We start from the raw sequence: 17,285 nt of genomic DNA, 5'->3' as shown, positions 1-17,285 counted from the left end.
CGTGGAACCGATGGATTCATTGAAACTGAGCTTGCGCCTTCCGAAAAAAGAAGCGCTCTTTAAACTTAATAGGAAAGGTATTACAAGCACAATCGGCTATTTGTTTACATTGCTTCTTGTATTGTTCCTTCCGAATATTTATAGTGCCATCACTACCTTCGAGCGGGAACTTACAGAAGTGGCCAGAGGGCTCTACATGGCGCAGGCGCTTGTCTTTTATCCCCTGCTGATCATTTTTCTTATTATAGCAGGAGTGACTTTGATCTCAGGAGGAGGGCTTCTTCTTTCCAAGGTGCTGAAAAGAAAGCTGCGCTATCAACAGGTATGGAAGATGACGGCTTATGCCCTTACGCTCCCGCTCATTTTTTCGACGATTTCTACGTATGCGGGGTTTCCCGACTATGTAACGGTGCTTCTTTTCGTCGTGCCGATCAGTTACTTGCTGTATAAAATGATAACCGTTTATCCGAAGCGTTCCTGACGCTTCTTTTTTTATGCTGTTAAAAGAGGAGTTGGTTGTTGTGCGGCGTTCAGAGCCGTGGTCATCCGATGAATGTCGCAATTATTCTTTTTTCACTACATTCGTGGCTAGCTGGGTTGTGCGAATGGGTGGATATATTATTTTGTGAGCCATTCGAGTGGATTTTTCTTCCTGAACGTCGCACAAATATTGATCTCACCTCACCTGGAAGGAGACTGTTCGAGGCCAGGCATGTCCGCTTTTCTTGTCTAGCTCCAGCGTCCAGAAATTCGTGTCATAAGTAGCTCGGATCAGAAAAAGGAAAGAGCGCCTTTTATCTGACCGGTCTACTTATGCCAGTATTTCTGAGCGGACGCTTCCGCTTTTCGTGTCTAGCTACACCACCCAGAAGTCCGTGTCCTAAGCAGTGATTTCTTTTTCAGGAAAAGGCACCTGAAAAGAGAACCCCCTGCTTACGCCAGAACTTCTAAGTGGGGTGGCTCCGCTTTTCTTTTTCACTTGGAATCCTATGCGGGATAAGGTAAGATAATGAGAAAAACAATGCTAAGGAGGGGAAAGTGATGAAGAATGCACTGGTATTTCAATCGGATTTCGGAATCAGTGACGGGGCCGTGAGTGCGATGCACGGCGTTGCTCATTCTGTGGATGATCGATTGCAGCAATTCACGCTGACGCATGAAATTCCGGCTTTTCATATATGGGAAGCTTCTTACCGTTTATGGCAGACGGCCGGCTACTGGAAAGAAGGGACGGTGTTCGTTTCCGTCGTAGACCCGGGTGTCGGTTCCAAACGCAAAAGTGTTGTTGCAAAGACAGCCAAAGGTCATTACATCGTTACACCTGATAACGGTACGCTTACCCACATCCATGAAGCGGAAAATATTGTGGAACTCCGGGAAATCGATGAAGAAGTGAATCGTCTTCCTAATTCAGGAGAGAGCTATACTTTCCATGGCCGTGATATTTATGCTTACACCGGAGCCAGGCTCGCATCCGGTATTATCGGGTATGAAGAAGTTGGCCCCTCCCTTTCTGTGGACTCTTTCGTTTCTCTTCCACTTCAGTATCCCGAAGTGTCCGGAGAGGAAATTGAAGGAACGGTTGATATCCTCGACATTCAGTTCGGGAATTTGTGGACGAATGTCCACCGTGACTCTTTCCATGAGTTGGGTATAAATTATGGGGATTCGATTGAAGTGACCATCGAGCATGGACGCAGGCATCATTTTCATCAGCTGATGACGTTCGGTCATTCCTTCGCTGACACGCATAAAGGAGAACCCCTCGTTTACGTCAATTCACTTGATCACCTGGCCGTAGCGATCAATCAGGGCTCCTTCTCTAAAGCTTATAATGTGGGTACTGGGCCGGACTGGCATATCACTTTCAAAAAGTTGTAGGTTGAAAGGTGCGGTAAAATGGGTATAGTACGAAAGAAAGGGGAGAGTTAAATGAATCATGTAGAGTTACATAACAATGTGAAGATGCCGCAACTTGGTTTCGGCGTCTGGCAAGTGGATACACAGGACGCCGAACCGGCCGTAACGAAGGCACTTGAAACCGGCTATCGTTCTATCGATACTGCCGCGATTTATGGAAATGAACGCCAGGTCGGCGAAGCGATCGCCAACAGTGATCTTCCGAGAGAAGATTTGTTCATTACGACGAAAGTGTGGAACGCCGATCAGGGTTATGAGAATACGTTGAAGGCCTTCGAGGAAAGTCTCATCAAACTGGGCCTCGATTACGTGGACCTTTACCTCATTCATTGGCCGACACCTGAGTATGATGACTATGTAGATACGTATAAAGCGATGGAAAAATTGCAGAAGGATGGCAAAGTCGGCGCCATCGGTGTTTGTAATTTTGATATCGATCACCTGCAGCGCCTCCTGGATGAATGTGACGTGAAGCCGGCAATCAACCAGGTGGAGTGTCATCCGTATCTTGCACAGAAAGATCTGAAGGAATTCTGTGAAGACCGCGGTATCCAGATGGAAGCGTGGAGCCCCCTTATGCAGGGCGGAGAAGTGCTCAAAGATCCTGTAGTCCAGCAGATCGCTACGGCTCACGGCAAAACAGGTGCCCAGGTGATTATCCGCTGGCACCTGCAGAATAATCGTGTCGTGATTCCAAAATCGATTACACCGACACGGATCGAAGAGAATTTTGACGTGTTCGATTTCGAACTGACGGATGAAGATATGGAAAAACTGAACGGATTGGACAGTGGTACCAGAAAAGGGCCGCGTCCGAGTGAGATGAATATCAGATAATAGCAAAGGACCGCTGGTGAGAGCCGGCGGTTTTTTGTGTAAGCTCTGTTAAAGCCTGTTGGTTATTTCAAAACGGAGGGTGGGGAAGCCTGCGGCAAGCTTCCGCCTGAATATTTATTTTTAAGGTAGCCTTTGTGTAAAAAAATACCTCCGGAAACTCGGGAAAATCGGCAACGTTTTTGATATAATTAAATGACTGAATAATCATTCATAATATGGAGGTATTACATGAGTAAAAAAGTGGCAGTTATAACGGGCGCGGGGAGCGGGATCGGAAAAGCGACAGCTGATAAATTTACGGAAGGAGGGTTTCGAGTCGTTTTAGCCGATGTGGACGAGACCCGGGGGAAAGAAGTGGAACAAGAGTTGAAGGAAAAACGCGGAGAAGTCATTTTTGTGAAGACAGACGTATCCTCTTATGAACAGGTGCAGCATCTCGTGGATAAAACGGTCGAAGTGTATGGAACGATCGACGTCATGTTCAATAACGCCGGAATCGGTGATGTGGGTTCTATTTTAGAGCCGGACCTCGATATGTACCACAAAACGATAGAAGTGAATCAACACGGGGTGTCCTATGGAATTTTTGCAGCTTCTAAAAAAATGGTGGAGCTGAAAGTGGAGGGCGTGATCATCAACACGGCTTCTGTTTTTGGGTACATGGCGAGCAGGGGGACTTTCGCTTATCAGGCATCGAAAGGGGCGGTTCGTATGATGACGCAGACGGCCGCTCTGGAACTTGGTGAATATGGTATCAGGGTCGTCGGAATCGCTCCCGGCGGAGTGGACACCCCGATCATTCAGGGATATAAGGATATGGGGGCGCTTGAGTCCATGAAACGTAAACACATTCGCGGGGAGTTACTGCAGCCGGAAGAAGTCGCAGGGGTCGCCTATATGCTCACTTCCCCTGATGCAAAAGCCGTGAATGGCAGTGTGGTCATGGCTGATGACGGCTATGCTTCTTTCCGGTAAGCACCCGTGTCATAGAAAGATGAACGATAATCGTGTATGCTTGGAAAAAAGAGTGGAGGTGGCTTTTTGCTTTTACATAAGAGTGAGTTCAACGATCATGATATGGGAAAACTGGTCAAAGGCGCCATAGTACCTAGACCTATCGCATGGGTGGCTACTATCGACGGAGAAGGGAGGAAGAATCTGGCCCCTTTCAGCTTTTTCACAGTGGCTTCGATGAATCCCCTCACCCTGGCCATATCCGTGGGTGAGGTAGAACGTGAAAAGGATACGGCTTTCAATATCAAGGAGTCGGAGGAGTTTACGATCAATATCGTTTCGGAATCATTGGCGAACGCTATGCATGAAACGAGTAAGTATTACGATAGGGAAGAGGATGAGTTCGAAGTAGCCGGGGTGACGGAAGCGGAAAGTGTATATGTACGCCCGCCACGCGTAATGGCTTCCCCGGTGAGTTTCGAATGCAGGCTCACCGACGTTGTGGAAATAGGGACGTCGAATCTGATCCTCGGGGAAGTCGTCGGATACCATTTGCGTGATGATGTCTATATGGAAAAAGATAAAGTCGACCCTCATAAACTGCAGGTGATTGGTCGTATGGCAGGCGATTATACCTTTGTGCGGGATTTTTTCTCATTGCCAAACGACAGGCTCACAGAATAAAATAAAGAAAAGGAAATCACCGGAGGGGGAAGAAGGATGGAGTATCATTCACTGGATGAACTTGCGGTACTGCAGCAGAACGATTTCATTCGCGCTGCCGTGGACAGGGTAGGGGCAGGTGTAGTCATAGCAGATCCGCAGCAGGAGGACACACCACTTATTTATGTGAATAAAGGGTTTGAGGAATTGACGGGATATGAATCAGAGGAGGTGCTCGGTCGCAACTGCCGCTTTCTTCAAGGGCCGAATACGGAGGAGGAGGATTTGGAAAAGATCCGCGAGGCCATGAAGACGAAGGAAACAGTGAAAGTGGAGCTCTGCAATTATCGCAAAGACGGGTCGGAGTTCTGGAACGAACTTCAGATCTATACGGTTTTTATAGATAAGCTGGATCAGGACTTTTTCGTAGGGGTGCAGCAGGATGTGACCAAACGAAAAGAAGCGGAGCGACTCGTCGGTCATTATTCTTCTGAAGTGAAGCGGTTGTCCACACCGATTGTGCCCGTGAAAGACGGCGTTTCCATATTGCCGCTGGTCGGGAATGTCGATGATGAACGTCTTCAACAGATGCTGGATGCGGTCAGTTTTCATGTGCAGGAAGAGAAGGAAGACTACTTGATCCTGGACCTATCCGGTGTGGAGGTATTCAACGAGCAAATACATATAGGCATCTATCAGTTGAATCAGCTGCTCGATTTGATGGGGACGACATTGGTTTTAAGTGGAGTCACCCCTAAGTTCGCCATCGGCAGCACTCCTTATGCGAACTTCAGTGAACTTTCATTGAGAAGCTGTGTGTCCGTGAAGCAGGCGCTTCAGATGATCGAACAGGACAGCCAGGCCTAAAGCCCGGCTGTTTTTTTTGTTTTTTTGTCGGGACACTGGCTTTCGTTTCGCTGCATTCATCGTTCTCCAGAGCTGAAGAACCTGAGGGACCCGTGGACGCCCAACTTGCAGTTTAAGGAAAACTGTATTATGATAAATAATACAGTTAATACAGTTCGGGAATGGTGGTGGGTAATTATGTTCGAATTGGATATGAGAAGCGGCGAACCTATTTATGAACAGCTCGTGTATCAATTCAAACGCCTGATCATCGAAGGGGTGATGGAAGTGGATGAAAAACTTCCGTCCGTTCGTGATTTGGCCGGTCAACTTACAGTGAATCCGAATACAATCCAGAAAGCCTACCGTGAACTAGAAGCCGAGGGCTATATTTATTCGGTGAAAGGGCGGGGAAGTTTTGTTCAGCAGAGAGAAGAACAAAGCAACACTGCCAAAATCGAAGAAATGAAAAAAAGAATGTTTCCTCTGCTGAGAGAAGCTTTTTATTTGGGGATGACGAGGGAAGAACTCGAAGAAATCATCCGTGATGCGAATGGAGGGATGGACGATGATTGAAGTCAGGAACGCAATGAAAACATTCCAGTCGGAAACTGTGATCCGAGACGTAAGTTTATCCGTGAGGAATGGGTCGATATACGGTCTGCTCGGATCGAACGGAGCCGGTAAAACGACATTGCTCCGTATGATGGCGGGGATACTGCGTACGAATAGCGGAGAGATGAAGATTGACGGGGAGGACATTTTCGAGAACAATCGTCTGAAGGAAACAATGATTTTCCTGCAGGACGACCTGTACTTTTTCTCCCAGTATACTCCGAAACAGATGGCGCGCTTCTATAGAGAGACGTACCCTTCCTGGGATGAGGAGCGTTATGCAGGCATGAAACAGTCGCTCGGACTTGATGAAAACAAAAAGATAAACAAATTCTCAAAAGGGATGAAGCGTCAGGTCGCTTTTTGGCTCGCGTTGTCCGCTAAACCTGAAGTGATGATTCTGGATGAACCGTTCGACGGGCTGGATGCCGTCGTCCGGAAAACGATCAAGTCGATGATCTTAGAAGACGTAGCGGAGCGTTCCATGACGGTCATCATATCATCCCATAACCTGAAAGAGGTGGAGGATATATGTGACTACATAGGCATTTTACACAATGGAACGATACTGCTTGAGCGGGATATCGATGATTTGAAAGGGGAATTCCATAAGGTGCAGGCAGCTTTCCGAAAAGGGAAGGAGCCGGATATGTCACCGCTTGATGTCGTGCACCGCGAAAAGAGGGGCAGCGTATTCATTTATATCGTTCGCGGAGAGAAAGATGAAATAACCTCGCACGTGCAGGCAGCGCATCCGGTCGTGTTCGATCAGTTGTCACTGACATTGGAAGAGATATTCATTTATGAGATGAGGAGGGTCGGCTATGCCAAGGATGACATTATATAAACCGGAAATACTCAAACAGATACTTCGTCAGGCCGGATGGATCAGCATTATGTACTTCATCGCCCTTTTTTTCATCTTCCCTTTCCAGATTCTCCGTCGTCGATGGGAACAGGTCAACGACGCCGGTTTTTATGGAGGAGGCCCGTCCCCGGAAAACCCTTTGCTTGGTTATGAATTCGGGATTCAGTACTTCTTTACGCTGATAGTTCCTCTGTTGATGGGGATCTTTCTGTTTCGCTATCTTCAGAATAAAGGGTACAGTGATTTTCTGCATAGTCTTCCCTTGAAACGGTTGCAGCTTTTTCTGCTTCATATCGGCACGGGAACCGTACTGATTTTATTGCCGCTTCTACTGACAGGGACTCTTCTCGGATTTTTGCTTGTCACTGGTGATATGGAAGTCTTGTACGGATGGGGAGATATAGGGGAGTGGATCGGGATTACGACGATCATTGCTGTGCTCATCTTTTCCGTTGCCGTATTCGTCGGGATGCTTACGGGGATGTCGCTGCTTCAGGGCATAGTGGCTTTCATTCTTCTCGTGCTTCCGCAAGCATTGGTGACGCTTGTCACCTCCAATCTCGTCTTTTATTTTGACGGGTTTACACCGGGGTACTATACGAGTACTTTCAGTGATCGTTACTCCCCCGTCATTCAGCTGTTTTCCGATCAGCTGGGGGAGACGAAAAAAATCGTTTTATTCTTTTATGTACTGGCAGCGCTGATCTTTTTCGGTATCGCTTATATGTTATACAAGTATCGCCCACTTGAGATGGCCGGTCAGGCTGTATCTTTCCCGAAAGCGGCGCCGTTTTTCCAGTATCTGATCATTTTCTGTTTCATGATGGTGGGAGGCATCTACTTCGCAAGCGGTGTATGGAGTTCGTGGAACTGGCTTTTGTTTGGTTATATCATCGGTTCGTTGTTCGGTTTTCTTGTCACACAGATGCTCCTTGAGAAAACGTGGCGTATTTTCTCCATGCGCGCTCTGAGGAATTATGTAATTTTCGCTGCAATCAGCGCTATAGTGATATTTGTCGTACAGTTGGACCCTACAGGGTATGAAGAACGTGTCCCTGCCTTTGAAGAAGTGGAAAGTGTCTATATGGGCGACCACAACTACTGGGGGAATAATTCGGCGACTGGTGCAGAGAATATGACGCAAACCGAAAATATTCTGCGAGTGATGAACGTTCATGAACATCTGATCGAAGAGGCTTCCGGAGATGAAGAAGGACGCTCCCTGTTTTTCGAATACGAACTGCAGGACGGAGAGAAGGTGGCGAGGTCTTACGTGCTTCCAGCCGGGTTCAATCGGGAAAATTACCTGAAGCAGGTATATGAATCAAGAGAATACAAAGAAATGAATTCACCGATCTTTCATCTCCCCCAGGAAGAGGTCGTGAGTGTGGAGATGAACGGAGGTCAGGGAGCTTCTTACGAAATTTCCGACCGTGGATCCATCGCAGCCTTCTATGAACGGATGCAGGAAGATATATATTCTCGGACCTATAGGGAAATGACCGCCCCGCATGTGTTCGGGACCGATGTTTTTCTTCATGTGCAAGGTCAGGGAATGAGTGGAGAAGTGAGCCAGGTGAAGGTAACTGTAAATGATGAGAATACAATCGCCTGGATGAAAGAAGAAGGAATTTATGAGCAGGTATTTTTGAAGGCCGAAAATGTGAAAGAATTGAAAGTAGTGACATTCAGTGATGTTCCTGCTGGTGATTACTATGAACAATTTCGGCAATCGGTCGGAGAAGGGGAGAACACGGAAACTGTGACGGACACCGAACGGATCAGGGAGATTCTTACTTCGTCGATTCAGGATGGGCCGGCCAGGAAAATGGTAGGTGTCTATTACAACTCTCCTATGAATACGCCCGTGGACGTGTACGGGCTCCGTGAATAATGAAATTTGAAAAAAAGTCCCCGGAACGACATACAGTCCTGTTCCGGGGGCTTAATTTATGGCTCTGTCAGTTTTTGTTGTTGATATTCGTCTCTCCGGATGGAAGCTTGCCGCGGGCATGACGGAAACTTCCCGAACCTCCCTCTGGTCGATTCGGGTGAATTTCCATTCATGCTAATCCCACTGACGTCTCCACCTTCCGCTCCTATCATCAACAATAGACTTTAAAAGAGACTAATGTTTAGTAGAGAACGGGGGTTTCAGGCGAACAGGAAGGATCCTGTGGCCACACCGATAAGAACTACAGCCCAGGCCGGTACTTTGAAGAAATGCAACAGAGCGAATAGTATCGCGGCAAGGCCGAAAGCGGCGTTCGACGTAATTGCGCTTGTAATGACAGGATCATAGAAAGCGGCAAGCAGGATACCGACCACACTGGCGTTCACACCCATAAGTACGCCCTGGAACCCGGGACGGCTTCTCAGTTCACTGAGAAAAGGGAGAGCGGCGACCAGAAACAGGAAGGACGGGAGGAATATGGCGATAGTAGCGACAAGCGCTCCGCTCAATCCTTCGATCATCGTTCCGAGATAACTCGAAAATGTGAAAAGTGGTCCCGGGACTGCCTGGGCCATCCCATACCCTGCGAGAAATTGATCGGCGTTCAGCCACCCGGAAGGGACGACTTCCCGCTCAAGCATTGGAAGAACGACGTGGCCTCCTCCGAAAACGAGGGAGCCTACCCGGAAAAACGTATCAAAAATCTGCATAAGGATATGGTCGGTCTGACGCGCGAGAATCGGCAGAACCACGAGAAGACTGCCGAGAATAGCGAGGGAGACCGCGCCCGCCTTTTTGGAAAATGTAATCGGAAATGGCTCAGCGTCTGTATTAGCTATTTTTTCAAACAGGAATTTCCCTCCGATCCCCGCGGCGCCGATCACCGCTAATTGCATCCAGGCGGATGGAAATAACAGCATGATGAAAGCGGCAATCATAGCGAGTGTAATCCTTTCCCGGTCCGGGGTCAGCTTTTTGCCGAGACCGATGAGAGCGTGCAGGACGACAGCGGCAGCTACGACTTTCAAGCTGAAAATGAACGGGGCGTCTGCCAGATCGAAACTTTGATAGAGAAGGGCGAACAGGATAAGCACGAGGACAGATGGCAACGTGAACCCGAGCCAGCTGATGATACCTCCGAGCAATCCACCTCGTAGCATCCCGATGGAAATGCCTACCTGACTCGATGCAGGACCCGGAAGGAACTGACACAGGGCGATGATATCGGCATATGTCTTTTCGTCCAGCCATTTTCTCCGGTCGATATATTCATCTTTGAAATATGCAAGGTGAGCGACCGGACCTCCAAAAGATGTGAGCCCAAGTTTTGTCGATGCTTTCAGAATTTCTAAGAGTGAACCTTTTTTTTCCTTCATGAATCCCCCTCCTCCAGTACTTCATTCGCCAATTCAATAATTTGGCGCTTTCCTTCTTCCAATACTTCAGCACCCTTTTCGGTGATTGTATAGTACTTTCTCACTTTCCCCTGGACCGTCTGTTCGTACTTCTCGAGCAGTCCTTCTTCATGGAGAGCATTCAATGTAGGGTAGAGGGTCCCCGGGCTTACGGTGTAGCCATGAGATTCCAGTTCCTCCATCATAAATGCTCCGTAAATCGGTTCTTCTTTCGCATGATGTAAGATATGGATCTTGATTGTTCCGAGAAAAAAATCCCGAAGCATTCTTATCACCTCTTCCGTTATCAATTTCCGATATCAACATACGATATCAATCCCCTTTTGTCAATATTGTAAAAAGGTAAGATTTTGTTTAGAATTGAAAATAGTTATCAATTAGTATCGGAGGCGTTCTGGAATGAGAGATGTAATCGTGATCGGCGGAGGTACGAGCGGTCTATATGCCGCTTACTACAGTCGTATGAGAAATTTGGATACACTTGTGTTGGAGTATCAGGAAGAGACCGGAGGGAAAGCGAAAGTCTTTTACCCGGAGAAAGAGCTGTATGATGTACCGGGGTTCGTTGGGATAACGGGAGAGGATTTCGTTTATGAAACACAAAAACAGACGGAATTGCTGTCGCCGGAAATCGAAACCGGAGTGGTCGTGACAGGTATCGAGGAAACGGAAGACGGGGTGACAGTAATGACAGATAAGGGTGATTACCAAACGTCTACGGTCATTCTCGCTTCAGGTCTGGGCGCGTATGATATGGTGCCGCTTCCACTTGAAAAGAGAAAGGAATTCGAACCATTTTCTATCCACTACACGCTTGAAAACCGCAGTCATTTCAAGAATAAGCGGGTGGCTGTCTATTCCAATTTCCGGATAGGTATCGACTGGGCACTGACACTTGAAAATACGGGGGCTGCAGAAGTGTATCTGATCAACCGGGATGAGACATTCCGGGCAGTGTATGAACATGATGAAGAGCAGCTGGCGGCGTCATCCGTCCACGTACTCCGCCATACCGATATCGTCGATCTTGAAGGGGAAGCAGGGGCGCTTTCCCACCTGCATCTTTCTGATGGAAGCAGTATAGAGGTCGATCACCTGCTCGTCTATGAAGGAGTGAATATCGGGAAAAGCGTATACAAAGATTGGGGACTGGAGGTCGAAAAGGGTCGAGTCACCGTTGACACGGAAATGAGAACCAGCATGGACCGTGTATTCGCCTGCGGAGATTCCGCTTATTATCCAGGCAAAGCGATGCTGCTTGCTTCCGGGATGTCTGAAGCGATGACAGCTGTGAATAGCGTGAAACAGCTCCTCGTTCCGAAAGCTCCCCCTCAAATTTACAGTACGGTCGTTTATAAGCACGAAAAGCCCGGGGGAGGAGATCACCAATGACTTCTATTTGTCTTGTGCGTCACGGAGAAACGATGTGGAATAGGCAGGGAAAACTTCAAGGGGGGACGGATATCCCGTTGAATGATACAGGCAGGGAGCAGGCAGAGCTATGCAGGGATTTCCTGCGTGAGGATTCGTGGGATACGATTGTAGCGAGTCCGCTCCAGCGGGCAAAACATACGGCTGAAATCATCGGCCAAAGTCACGACATCTCCCTTGTACTGATGGATGAATTCAAAGAACGCCATTTCGGAGAAGGGGAAGGCATGACCGAAGAGGAAAGGCTGGCTCTCTACCCCGACAAACAGTACCCGGGTCAGGAAACGAAAGAGGATTTTGTCGAAAGGGTGATGGAAGGGATCGGACGTATCGCCAAAGAGCACACGAATCGACGGGTGCTTCTTGTGGCTCATGGTGCTGTCATCAATGCGATTTTGACCGAGATCTCCGGTGGGGAAATAGGTGCCGATCGCTTCAAACTGCTGAACGGGTGCCTGAATAATATCGAATATATGGAAGGGTACTGGAAAGTACATGATTACAATCAGGTCACGCATTTGTCCTGATCTTATATCCTGTGAAGAACAGAGGATGAGCCGAAAAGCGAATCCTGCACCTCAATGAGCTTGGGATAAAACGAAATAGAACAAAACAAAAACCGGACACCATCGTCCGGTTTTTGTTTTGTATGCTGGGCCTAAAAAGATAAAAAAAGAACAACATACTGTTTCCGCGGGCAACGTCCTCAAGCGGCGCGTATCGAGAAAATCGCTCGCTCATGGAGATCTTCAGCACGTGCTGTTCTCGCAGAAGTCTATGTTTTTCCAGACTCGTATTTATTACGGTGTTCTTTCTTCATCGCAAGGTACGTTTCATCTTCCCGGACTTTTATCCATTTTTCCTCGAAAATACGTGCCGCTTCCGCTTTTTCTTCGTCGATTTCCCGCTCGTTGATCTCGCCTTCTTTGTCGTATTTCTTTCCTCCTTTGTAGTTGGCATAACGTCTGGATCTCGTATAGCCCATCTGGAGAAATTTTCGGGCCATATCCATGCCGACGAAACCTTTGTTCTTTTTGTATTCCAGGTAGAGGTTGTAGATGGCCTCCGAAGATTCTTCGGCGATATCCGGCGTCTTGAAACGCCAGTGGGGCAGAATTTCGCTTTTGTAGGGTTCGACGAGAAGCACTCCCTGTTCTCCGCGTCCTACCTGATACTTCTCCGGGTTTTTACGAAAATCGATGTGATCGAAATCCTGATCGTAATCAAAGCTCATCATCATCGACTCCGAACATATTCAGACCTAGTTCCTGAGAGAGTGATTTGATCAGCGCCCCGCCCGCAGTGCTGTTCCCTTTTGCGTCGATCGCCGGTCCGACAATCCCTATCCCCATCCGTCCAGGGACGGCGCCGATCATTGTTCCGGATACACCGCTTTTGAGAGGAAAGCCCACTTCGACGGCAAACTGTCCGGAGGAATTGTACATCCCAGAGGTGAGCATGATCGATTTGACGGTTCTCAGGTGTTCAGGTGGGATGAGTCGCTTGTTCGTCTCCGGTTCCCGCCCTCCATTGGCAAGAAAATATCCGACCCGGGCAAAATCTTCGGTACACATCATGACGGCATTGGTACGGAAATAGAAATCGAGTGCCTCCTCAGGATCCATGATCATAGCTCCGGTACTCTGAAGAAAATAAGCGAGAGAACGGTTGCGGGCACCGTTCGATTTTTCTGCTTTATATACGTCTTCATTCATTTCTAAATGAGGATTTCCGGTGATGTTTCTGAGGAACTGCATGTACCTGTCGAAGCGTTCCTCGACATTCCCTCCTTTAACGAGAGCGGAGGTGGCGATGGCGCCGGCATTGACCATAGGGTTGAAGGGTTTATCAGTATGATTCTGCTCCAACTGACTGATGGAATTGAAGAAGTCTCCCATCGGTTCCATGCCGACCATTTCGAATACCCGGTCTTTACCGAAATCACTGAGGGCGAGCATCAGTGTGACGATTTTGGCAGTGCTCTGCATCGGAACGTACATATCGGTATTCCCGGCGTGGTAGGAAGCGTCCCCGGTCCAGACTGTAATTCCCAGAATGTCTTTCTTCGTTTCATCGTAAAAGGGGATGACAGGTCTGACAGCCCCTTCAGAAGCATAGGGGAGGCTATCCTCGATCAGTTCTTCGAGCAATTCATTGGATAATTGTTTCATATATAGATTCTCCTCTTCGGTTTCTGAGTGGGTTCATTAATGGAAATGTACCCTGATTGATGGAAGTTCAAGCTGCGGGAAGATGGAATCTTTGAGAAAATAGTGAAAAATATTGTGTGCAGGCCTGAATTTCGTGTTAGTATGAAAAGGTATAGAATATACGTAAATTCTGTGATAGGAAGAGTACGCTCTTTGACCATTTTCAGAGAGTCGCCGGCAGCTGCGAGGCGACAGATGGAGAAGAGGGGAAGATCATCCTTTGAGAAGCGTCGTTGAAATCAGTAGACGTCGTCGGTGCCGTGGCCGTTACTCACGTAGATCAAAGTGCCGCATCCGTGCGGAATTTGGGTGGTACCGCGGAAACGACTCCGTCCCTTTTTATAAAGGGGCGGTTTTTTATATGTAGGAAAGGCTGCTTTGAAACATTAGCCAGCAGCGATCTGCAAAAAAATTCATGTACATGAGGTGAGGTAGAAATGCGTAAAGTCGATACGAAAGAAGTGGCTGTCGAACGCGAGAACCGTGTCAAAGAATATTGGCAGGAACAGAATGTGTTCAACCGTTCGATGGAAGAGAGGGAAGGGAACGAAACGTTCGTCTTCTATGAAGGGCCTCCTACAGCTAATGGGCTGCCGCACGCAGGGCACGTGCTCGGACGCGTCATCAAGGACTTCGTCGGCCGTTACAAAACGATGAACGGCTATCAGGTCCTCCGTAAAGGCGGCTGGGATACACATGGCCTTCCGGTTGAGATTGAAGTCGAGAAACAGCTCGGTATTTCCGGGAAACAGGAAATCGAGAAGTATGGCGTGGAGAAATTCATCGAACAGTGCAAAAAGAGTGTATTCGAGTATGAAAAGCAGTGGCGGGAATTCACGGAAGCGATCGGCTACTGGTTGGATATGGACAACCCTTATGTGACTCTCGAAGATAATTATATCGAAAGTGAATGGTATATCCTCTCCGATCTGCATAAACGCGGACTTTTATCCAAGGGTCACCGCGTCACTCCTTACTGCCCGAGCTGTCAGACGACGTTAAGCTCGCATGAAGTCGCTCAAGGGTACGAGGATATCAAAGATCTCTCCGCCACAGCGAAGTTCAAAGTGAACGGGGAAGAGAACGAATACTTCCTCGGATGGACGACGACGCCGTGGACGCTGCCTGCGAACGTGGCGCTTGCTGTTCACCCGGAACTTGATTACATCAGGGCGAAACAGAACGGGGAAGTGTTCATCGTAGCCCGCGATCTTGCCGATACGGTGATGGGCGAAGAATACGAAACGATTTCTGAACATAAAGGAAGCGAGTTCGTAGGTATGGATTACACAGCACCACTTCCATTCGTGAAGCCGGAACGCGGCCATACGGTCGTTTCTGCCGATTTCGTCAATGCCGAAAGTGGTACAGGTGTCGTCCACATCGCCCCTGCCTACGGGGAAGATGACTACAATCTCGTTCTCGAGAACAACCTGTCCTTTTTCAACGTCGTCGATGAAGCGGGGCGCTATACGTCGGATATTCCTCCGTTTGAAGGACGTTTCGTCAAAGACTGTGACGTTGATATCGTGAAGTATCTGTCTGATGAGGGACTTCTTTTCCATAAAGAGAAGTACGAGCACAGCTATCCTCACTGCTGGCGCTGTGACACCCCACTTCTTTATTATGCGATCGAGAGCTGGTTCATCAAGACGACGGAAATGAAGGATAAATTCATCGAAAACAATCAGCAGGTGGAATGGCACCCGGACCATATCAAAGATGGTCGTTTCGGTAATTTCCTTGAAAATATGGTGGACTGGAACATCGGCCGTAACCGTTTCTGGGGTACGCCGCTGAACGTCTGGATCTGTAATGACTGCGGCCACCAGCATGCTCCGGAGAGTAAAGGGGAGCTGTTGGAAAAAGCGAAAGGCGACCTTGACGACGTCGAGTTGCATAAGCCTTACGTGGACCGTGTCCAGCTCTCCTGTGAGGAGTGCGGCGGAACGATGGACCGTGTGCCTGAAGTGATCGACGTATGGTTCGATAGTGGGTCCATGCCGTTTTCCCAGTATCACTATCCTTTTGAAAATAAAGAAATGTTCGATAAACAATTCCCTGCAGACGTCATCTGTGAAGGGGTGGACCAGACAAGGGGATGGTTCTACAGCCTGATGGCCGTTTCTACGATGTTTACAGGAAAAGCACCATATAAGCGTGTGCTGTCGACCGGACACATCCTCGATGAACACGGAAGAAAAATGTCCAAGAGTAAAGGAAACGCCCTGCACCCGATGGACCTCGTCAATAAATTCGGAGCGGACGCCTTCCGCTGGGCTCTTCTTGCGGACAGTGCGCCTTGGAACAATAAACGGTTCTCCGAGCGTGTCGTCTCCGAAGCGAAATCGAAGGTCGTCGATACGCTTGTGAACACGCATGGCTTCTATACGCTTTACGCAGGGATCGATAACTTTGAATATGATCCGAATGATACAGGAGAGAGAACGCTGCTTGACGGCTGGATCATCTCCCGTGCCAATACGGTAGCGGAAAAAGTGAGTACTTCTCTCGATGATTATGATTTCACGAAAGCGGCGAAAGAGATCGAAAAGCTGATCGATGAAGTTAGTAACTGGTACATCCGTCGTTCCCGTAACCGTTTCTGGGAAAGCGGGATGAGCGAGTCGAAGAAGGCCGCCTATTCCACACTCCGGGAAGTGCTCGTAGGCGTGAGCCGTCTGTTGGCACCTTATACTCCGTTCGTTGCGGATGATATCCACATGAACCTGACCGGAGAAAGTGTTCACCTGGCAGCTTTCCCTGAACGGGAAGAATCTCGTGTGGATGAACAGCTCGAAAAAGATATGGATGCCGTTCTGCAGGTCGTGGAACTCGCACGTGGCGTGCGTAACACGGAAGCGATCAAAACGAAGCAGCCGCTATCTGAGCTGACGGTCATTCCTGTGAATCAGGAACGCGGTGCCGCGCTGAAAGAATATCGTTCCATCATTGCCGAGGAAATCAACGTGAAAGAGGTCGTTGTGAAGGAGTCCTCAGATGATCTGGTACGGTATGACGTGAAACTCAACTTCCGTGAAGCCGGGCCGAAACTTGGCAAAAACGTCAATACGGTGAAAAAATATCTGGATTCGATCACAGATGAACAGGCGGCGGAAATTGTAGCCAACGAAAAAGCGGTCGTCCCGTCAGAAGACGGGGACATCGAAGTACCTGCGGATCTTCTTGTAGTGGAACGTGTCGCGGACAGCGGCCTTTCGATGGGAGCCAACCAGGAGTTCCATGTGGTCCTTGATACGACGATCACCGAGGAGCTTCGTCTGGAAGGGCTCGCCCGTGAAGTCATCCGAGTGATTCAGGACGTACGTAAACAGAAGGATCTTCCTATCGACCTCCGCGTGGACATTACGCTGTCCGGGGATGAAGATGTGAAGAAAGCTATCCAGGAGAATGAGCAGGTCATCCGGGATAACGTACTCGTGAATGCACTTGAGGTCAATGAAACGGAAAGCATGGAAGAATTCGAAGTCAGCAGTCATCGACTTCAACTTAGCATTCAGCAGTGAAAATAAATAACTTATGTGAAGTTGAAAAGCGCCTGTCGTGCAATT

General features: G+C 48.4%; 16 protein-coding genes and 1 other annotated feature. Of the genes, 12 read left to right on the top strand and 4 right to left on the bottom strand.

The features are described 5' to 3' along the window. Window positions 1–10: 10 nt before the first annotated feature. The 9 genes from BW944_RS12160 to BW944_RS12120 all read left to right on the top strand — a co-directional run bounded on the left by BW944_RS12160 (window position 11) and on the right by BW944_RS12120 (window position 8,597). Window positions 11–481 (top strand): DUF1189 family protein, encoded by a 471-nt coding sequence (locus BW944_RS12160; protein ID WP_076560136.1) that lies wholly within the window; start codon window positions 11–13, stop codon window positions 479–481. A 560-nt stretch (window positions 482–1,041) separates the two neighbouring features. Next, window positions 1,042–1,881: an SAM hydrolase/SAM-dependent halogenase family protein gene (locus BW944_RS12155; RefSeq protein ID WP_076560064.1), complete on the top strand. Its 840-nt coding sequence runs from the start codon at window positions 1,042–1,044 to the stop codon at window positions 1,879–1,881. A gap of 51 nt (window positions 1,882–1,932) precedes the next feature. Further along, complete coding sequence (locus BW944_RS12150) at window positions 1,933–2,757, top strand: aldo/keto reductase (RefSeq protein ID WP_076560061.1); 825 nt, start codon at window positions 1,933–1,935, stop codon at window positions 2,755–2,757. A gap of 228 nt (window positions 2,758–2,985) precedes the next feature. Continuing rightward, the gene (locus BW944_RS12145; RefSeq protein WP_076560059.1) at window positions 2,986–3,732 is read left to right on the top strand and encodes an SDR family NAD(P)-dependent oxidoreductase; all 747 of its coding nucleotides are present in this window, start codon (window positions 2,986–2,988) and stop codon (window positions 3,730–3,732) included. A gap of 66 nt (window positions 3,733–3,798) precedes the next feature. Continuing rightward, a complete protein-coding gene (locus BW944_RS12140; RefSeq protein ID WP_084193736.1) occupies window positions 3,799–4,395 on the top strand; it encodes a flavin reductase family protein in 597 nt (198 codons plus the stop codon). Between the two features lie 36 nt (window positions 4,396–4,431). Beyond that, entirely contained in the window at window positions 4,432–5,241 is an 810-nt protein-coding gene (locus tag BW944_RS12135; protein ID WP_076560054.1) for a YtvA family blue-light photoreceptor, read from the top strand. A 177-nt stretch (window positions 5,242–5,418) separates the two neighbouring features. Continuing rightward, the gene (locus tag BW944_RS12130; protein ID WP_076560051.1) at window positions 5,419–5,796 is read left to right on the top strand and encodes a GntR family transcriptional regulator; all 378 of its coding nucleotides are present in this window, start codon (window positions 5,419–5,421) and stop codon (window positions 5,794–5,796) included. Continuing rightward, window positions 5,789–6,682, top strand: coding sequence for an ABC transporter ATP-binding protein (locus BW944_RS12125; RefSeq protein ID WP_076560048.1), 894 nt, complete (start codon window positions 5,789–5,791; stop codon window positions 6,680–6,682). Before BW944_RS12130 ends, BW944_RS12125 begins: the two co-directional genes overlap by 8 nt. Next, complete coding sequence (locus tag BW944_RS12120) at window positions 6,660–8,597, top strand: DUF6449 domain-containing protein (RefSeq protein ID WP_076560046.1); 1,938 nt, start codon at window positions 6,660–6,662, stop codon at window positions 8,595–8,597. Before BW944_RS12125 ends, BW944_RS12120 begins: the two co-directional genes overlap by 23 nt. Window positions 8,598–8,857: 260 nt before the next feature. Here BW944_RS12120 and chrA read toward each other — a convergent pair whose 3' ends face one another. Together chrA and BW944_RS12110 are read right to left on the bottom strand one after the other, a co-directional pair. Then, on the bottom strand, window positions 8,858–10,033 hold the full coding sequence (gene chrA, locus BW944_RS12115) for a chromate efflux transporter (RefSeq protein ID WP_076560043.1): 1,176 nt from the start codon (window positions 10,031–10,033) through the stop codon (window positions 8,858–8,860). Then, window positions 10,030–10,338: a PadR family transcriptional regulator gene (locus BW944_RS12110; protein WP_076560041.1), complete on the bottom strand. Its 309-nt coding sequence runs from the start codon at window positions 10,336–10,338 to the stop codon at window positions 10,030–10,032. Before BW944_RS12110 ends, chrA begins: the two co-directional genes overlap by 4 nt. 133 nt (window positions 10,339–10,471) lie before the next feature. On the opposite strand from BW944_RS12110, the gene BW944_RS12105 reads away from it, so the two are divergent. Together BW944_RS12105 and BW944_RS12100 are read left to right on the top strand one after the other, a co-directional pair. Beyond that, window positions 10,472–11,464 (top strand): NAD(P)/FAD-dependent oxidoreductase, encoded by a 993-nt coding sequence (locus BW944_RS12105; protein ID WP_076560038.1) that lies wholly within the window; start codon window positions 10,472–10,474, stop codon window positions 11,462–11,464. Then, window positions 11,461–12,030 (top strand): histidine phosphatase family protein, encoded by a 570-nt coding sequence (locus tag BW944_RS12100; RefSeq protein WP_076560036.1) that lies wholly within the window; start codon window positions 11,461–11,463, stop codon window positions 12,028–12,030. Before BW944_RS12105 ends, BW944_RS12100 begins: the two co-directional genes overlap by 4 nt. 248 nt (window positions 12,031–12,278) lie before the next feature. Here the strand turns inward: BW944_RS12100 and BW944_RS12095 are convergent, their stop codons facing one another. Beyond that, the gene (locus BW944_RS12095) at window positions 12,279–12,737 is read right to left on the bottom strand and encodes a DUF4385 domain-containing protein (RefSeq protein ID WP_076560034.1); all 459 of its coding nucleotides are present in this window, start codon (window positions 12,735–12,737) and stop codon (window positions 12,279–12,281) included. Continuing rightward, window positions 12,727–13,674: a glutaminase A gene (glsA, locus tag BW944_RS12090; protein ID WP_076560031.1), complete on the bottom strand. Its 948-nt coding sequence runs from the start codon at window positions 13,672–13,674 to the stop codon at window positions 12,727–12,729. The genes BW944_RS12095 and glsA overlap by 11 nt, the downstream gene beginning before the upstream one ends. 162 nt (window positions 13,675–13,836) lie before the next feature. Then, window positions 13,837–14,053: a binding site (T-box leader), on the top strand. Window positions 14,054–14,150: 97 nt separating this feature from the next. Between glsA and ileS the strand changes: the two genes are divergently transcribed. Beyond that, window positions 14,151–17,240 (top strand): isoleucine--tRNA ligase, encoded by a 3,090-nt coding sequence (gene ileS / locus BW944_RS12085; RefSeq protein WP_076560029.1) that lies wholly within the window; start codon window positions 14,151–14,153, stop codon window positions 17,238–17,240. The last annotated feature ends 45 nt before the right edge of the window (window positions 17,241–17,285 follow it).

The organism is Salimicrobium flavidum, assembly GCF_900156645.1.
Lineage (GTDB): Bacteria > Bacillota > Bacilli > Bacillales > Halobacillaceae > Salimicrobium > Salimicrobium flavidum.
Note: the sequence above shows the minus strand (reverse complement) of the source record. Positions and strands in the feature narration are given on the sequence as shown.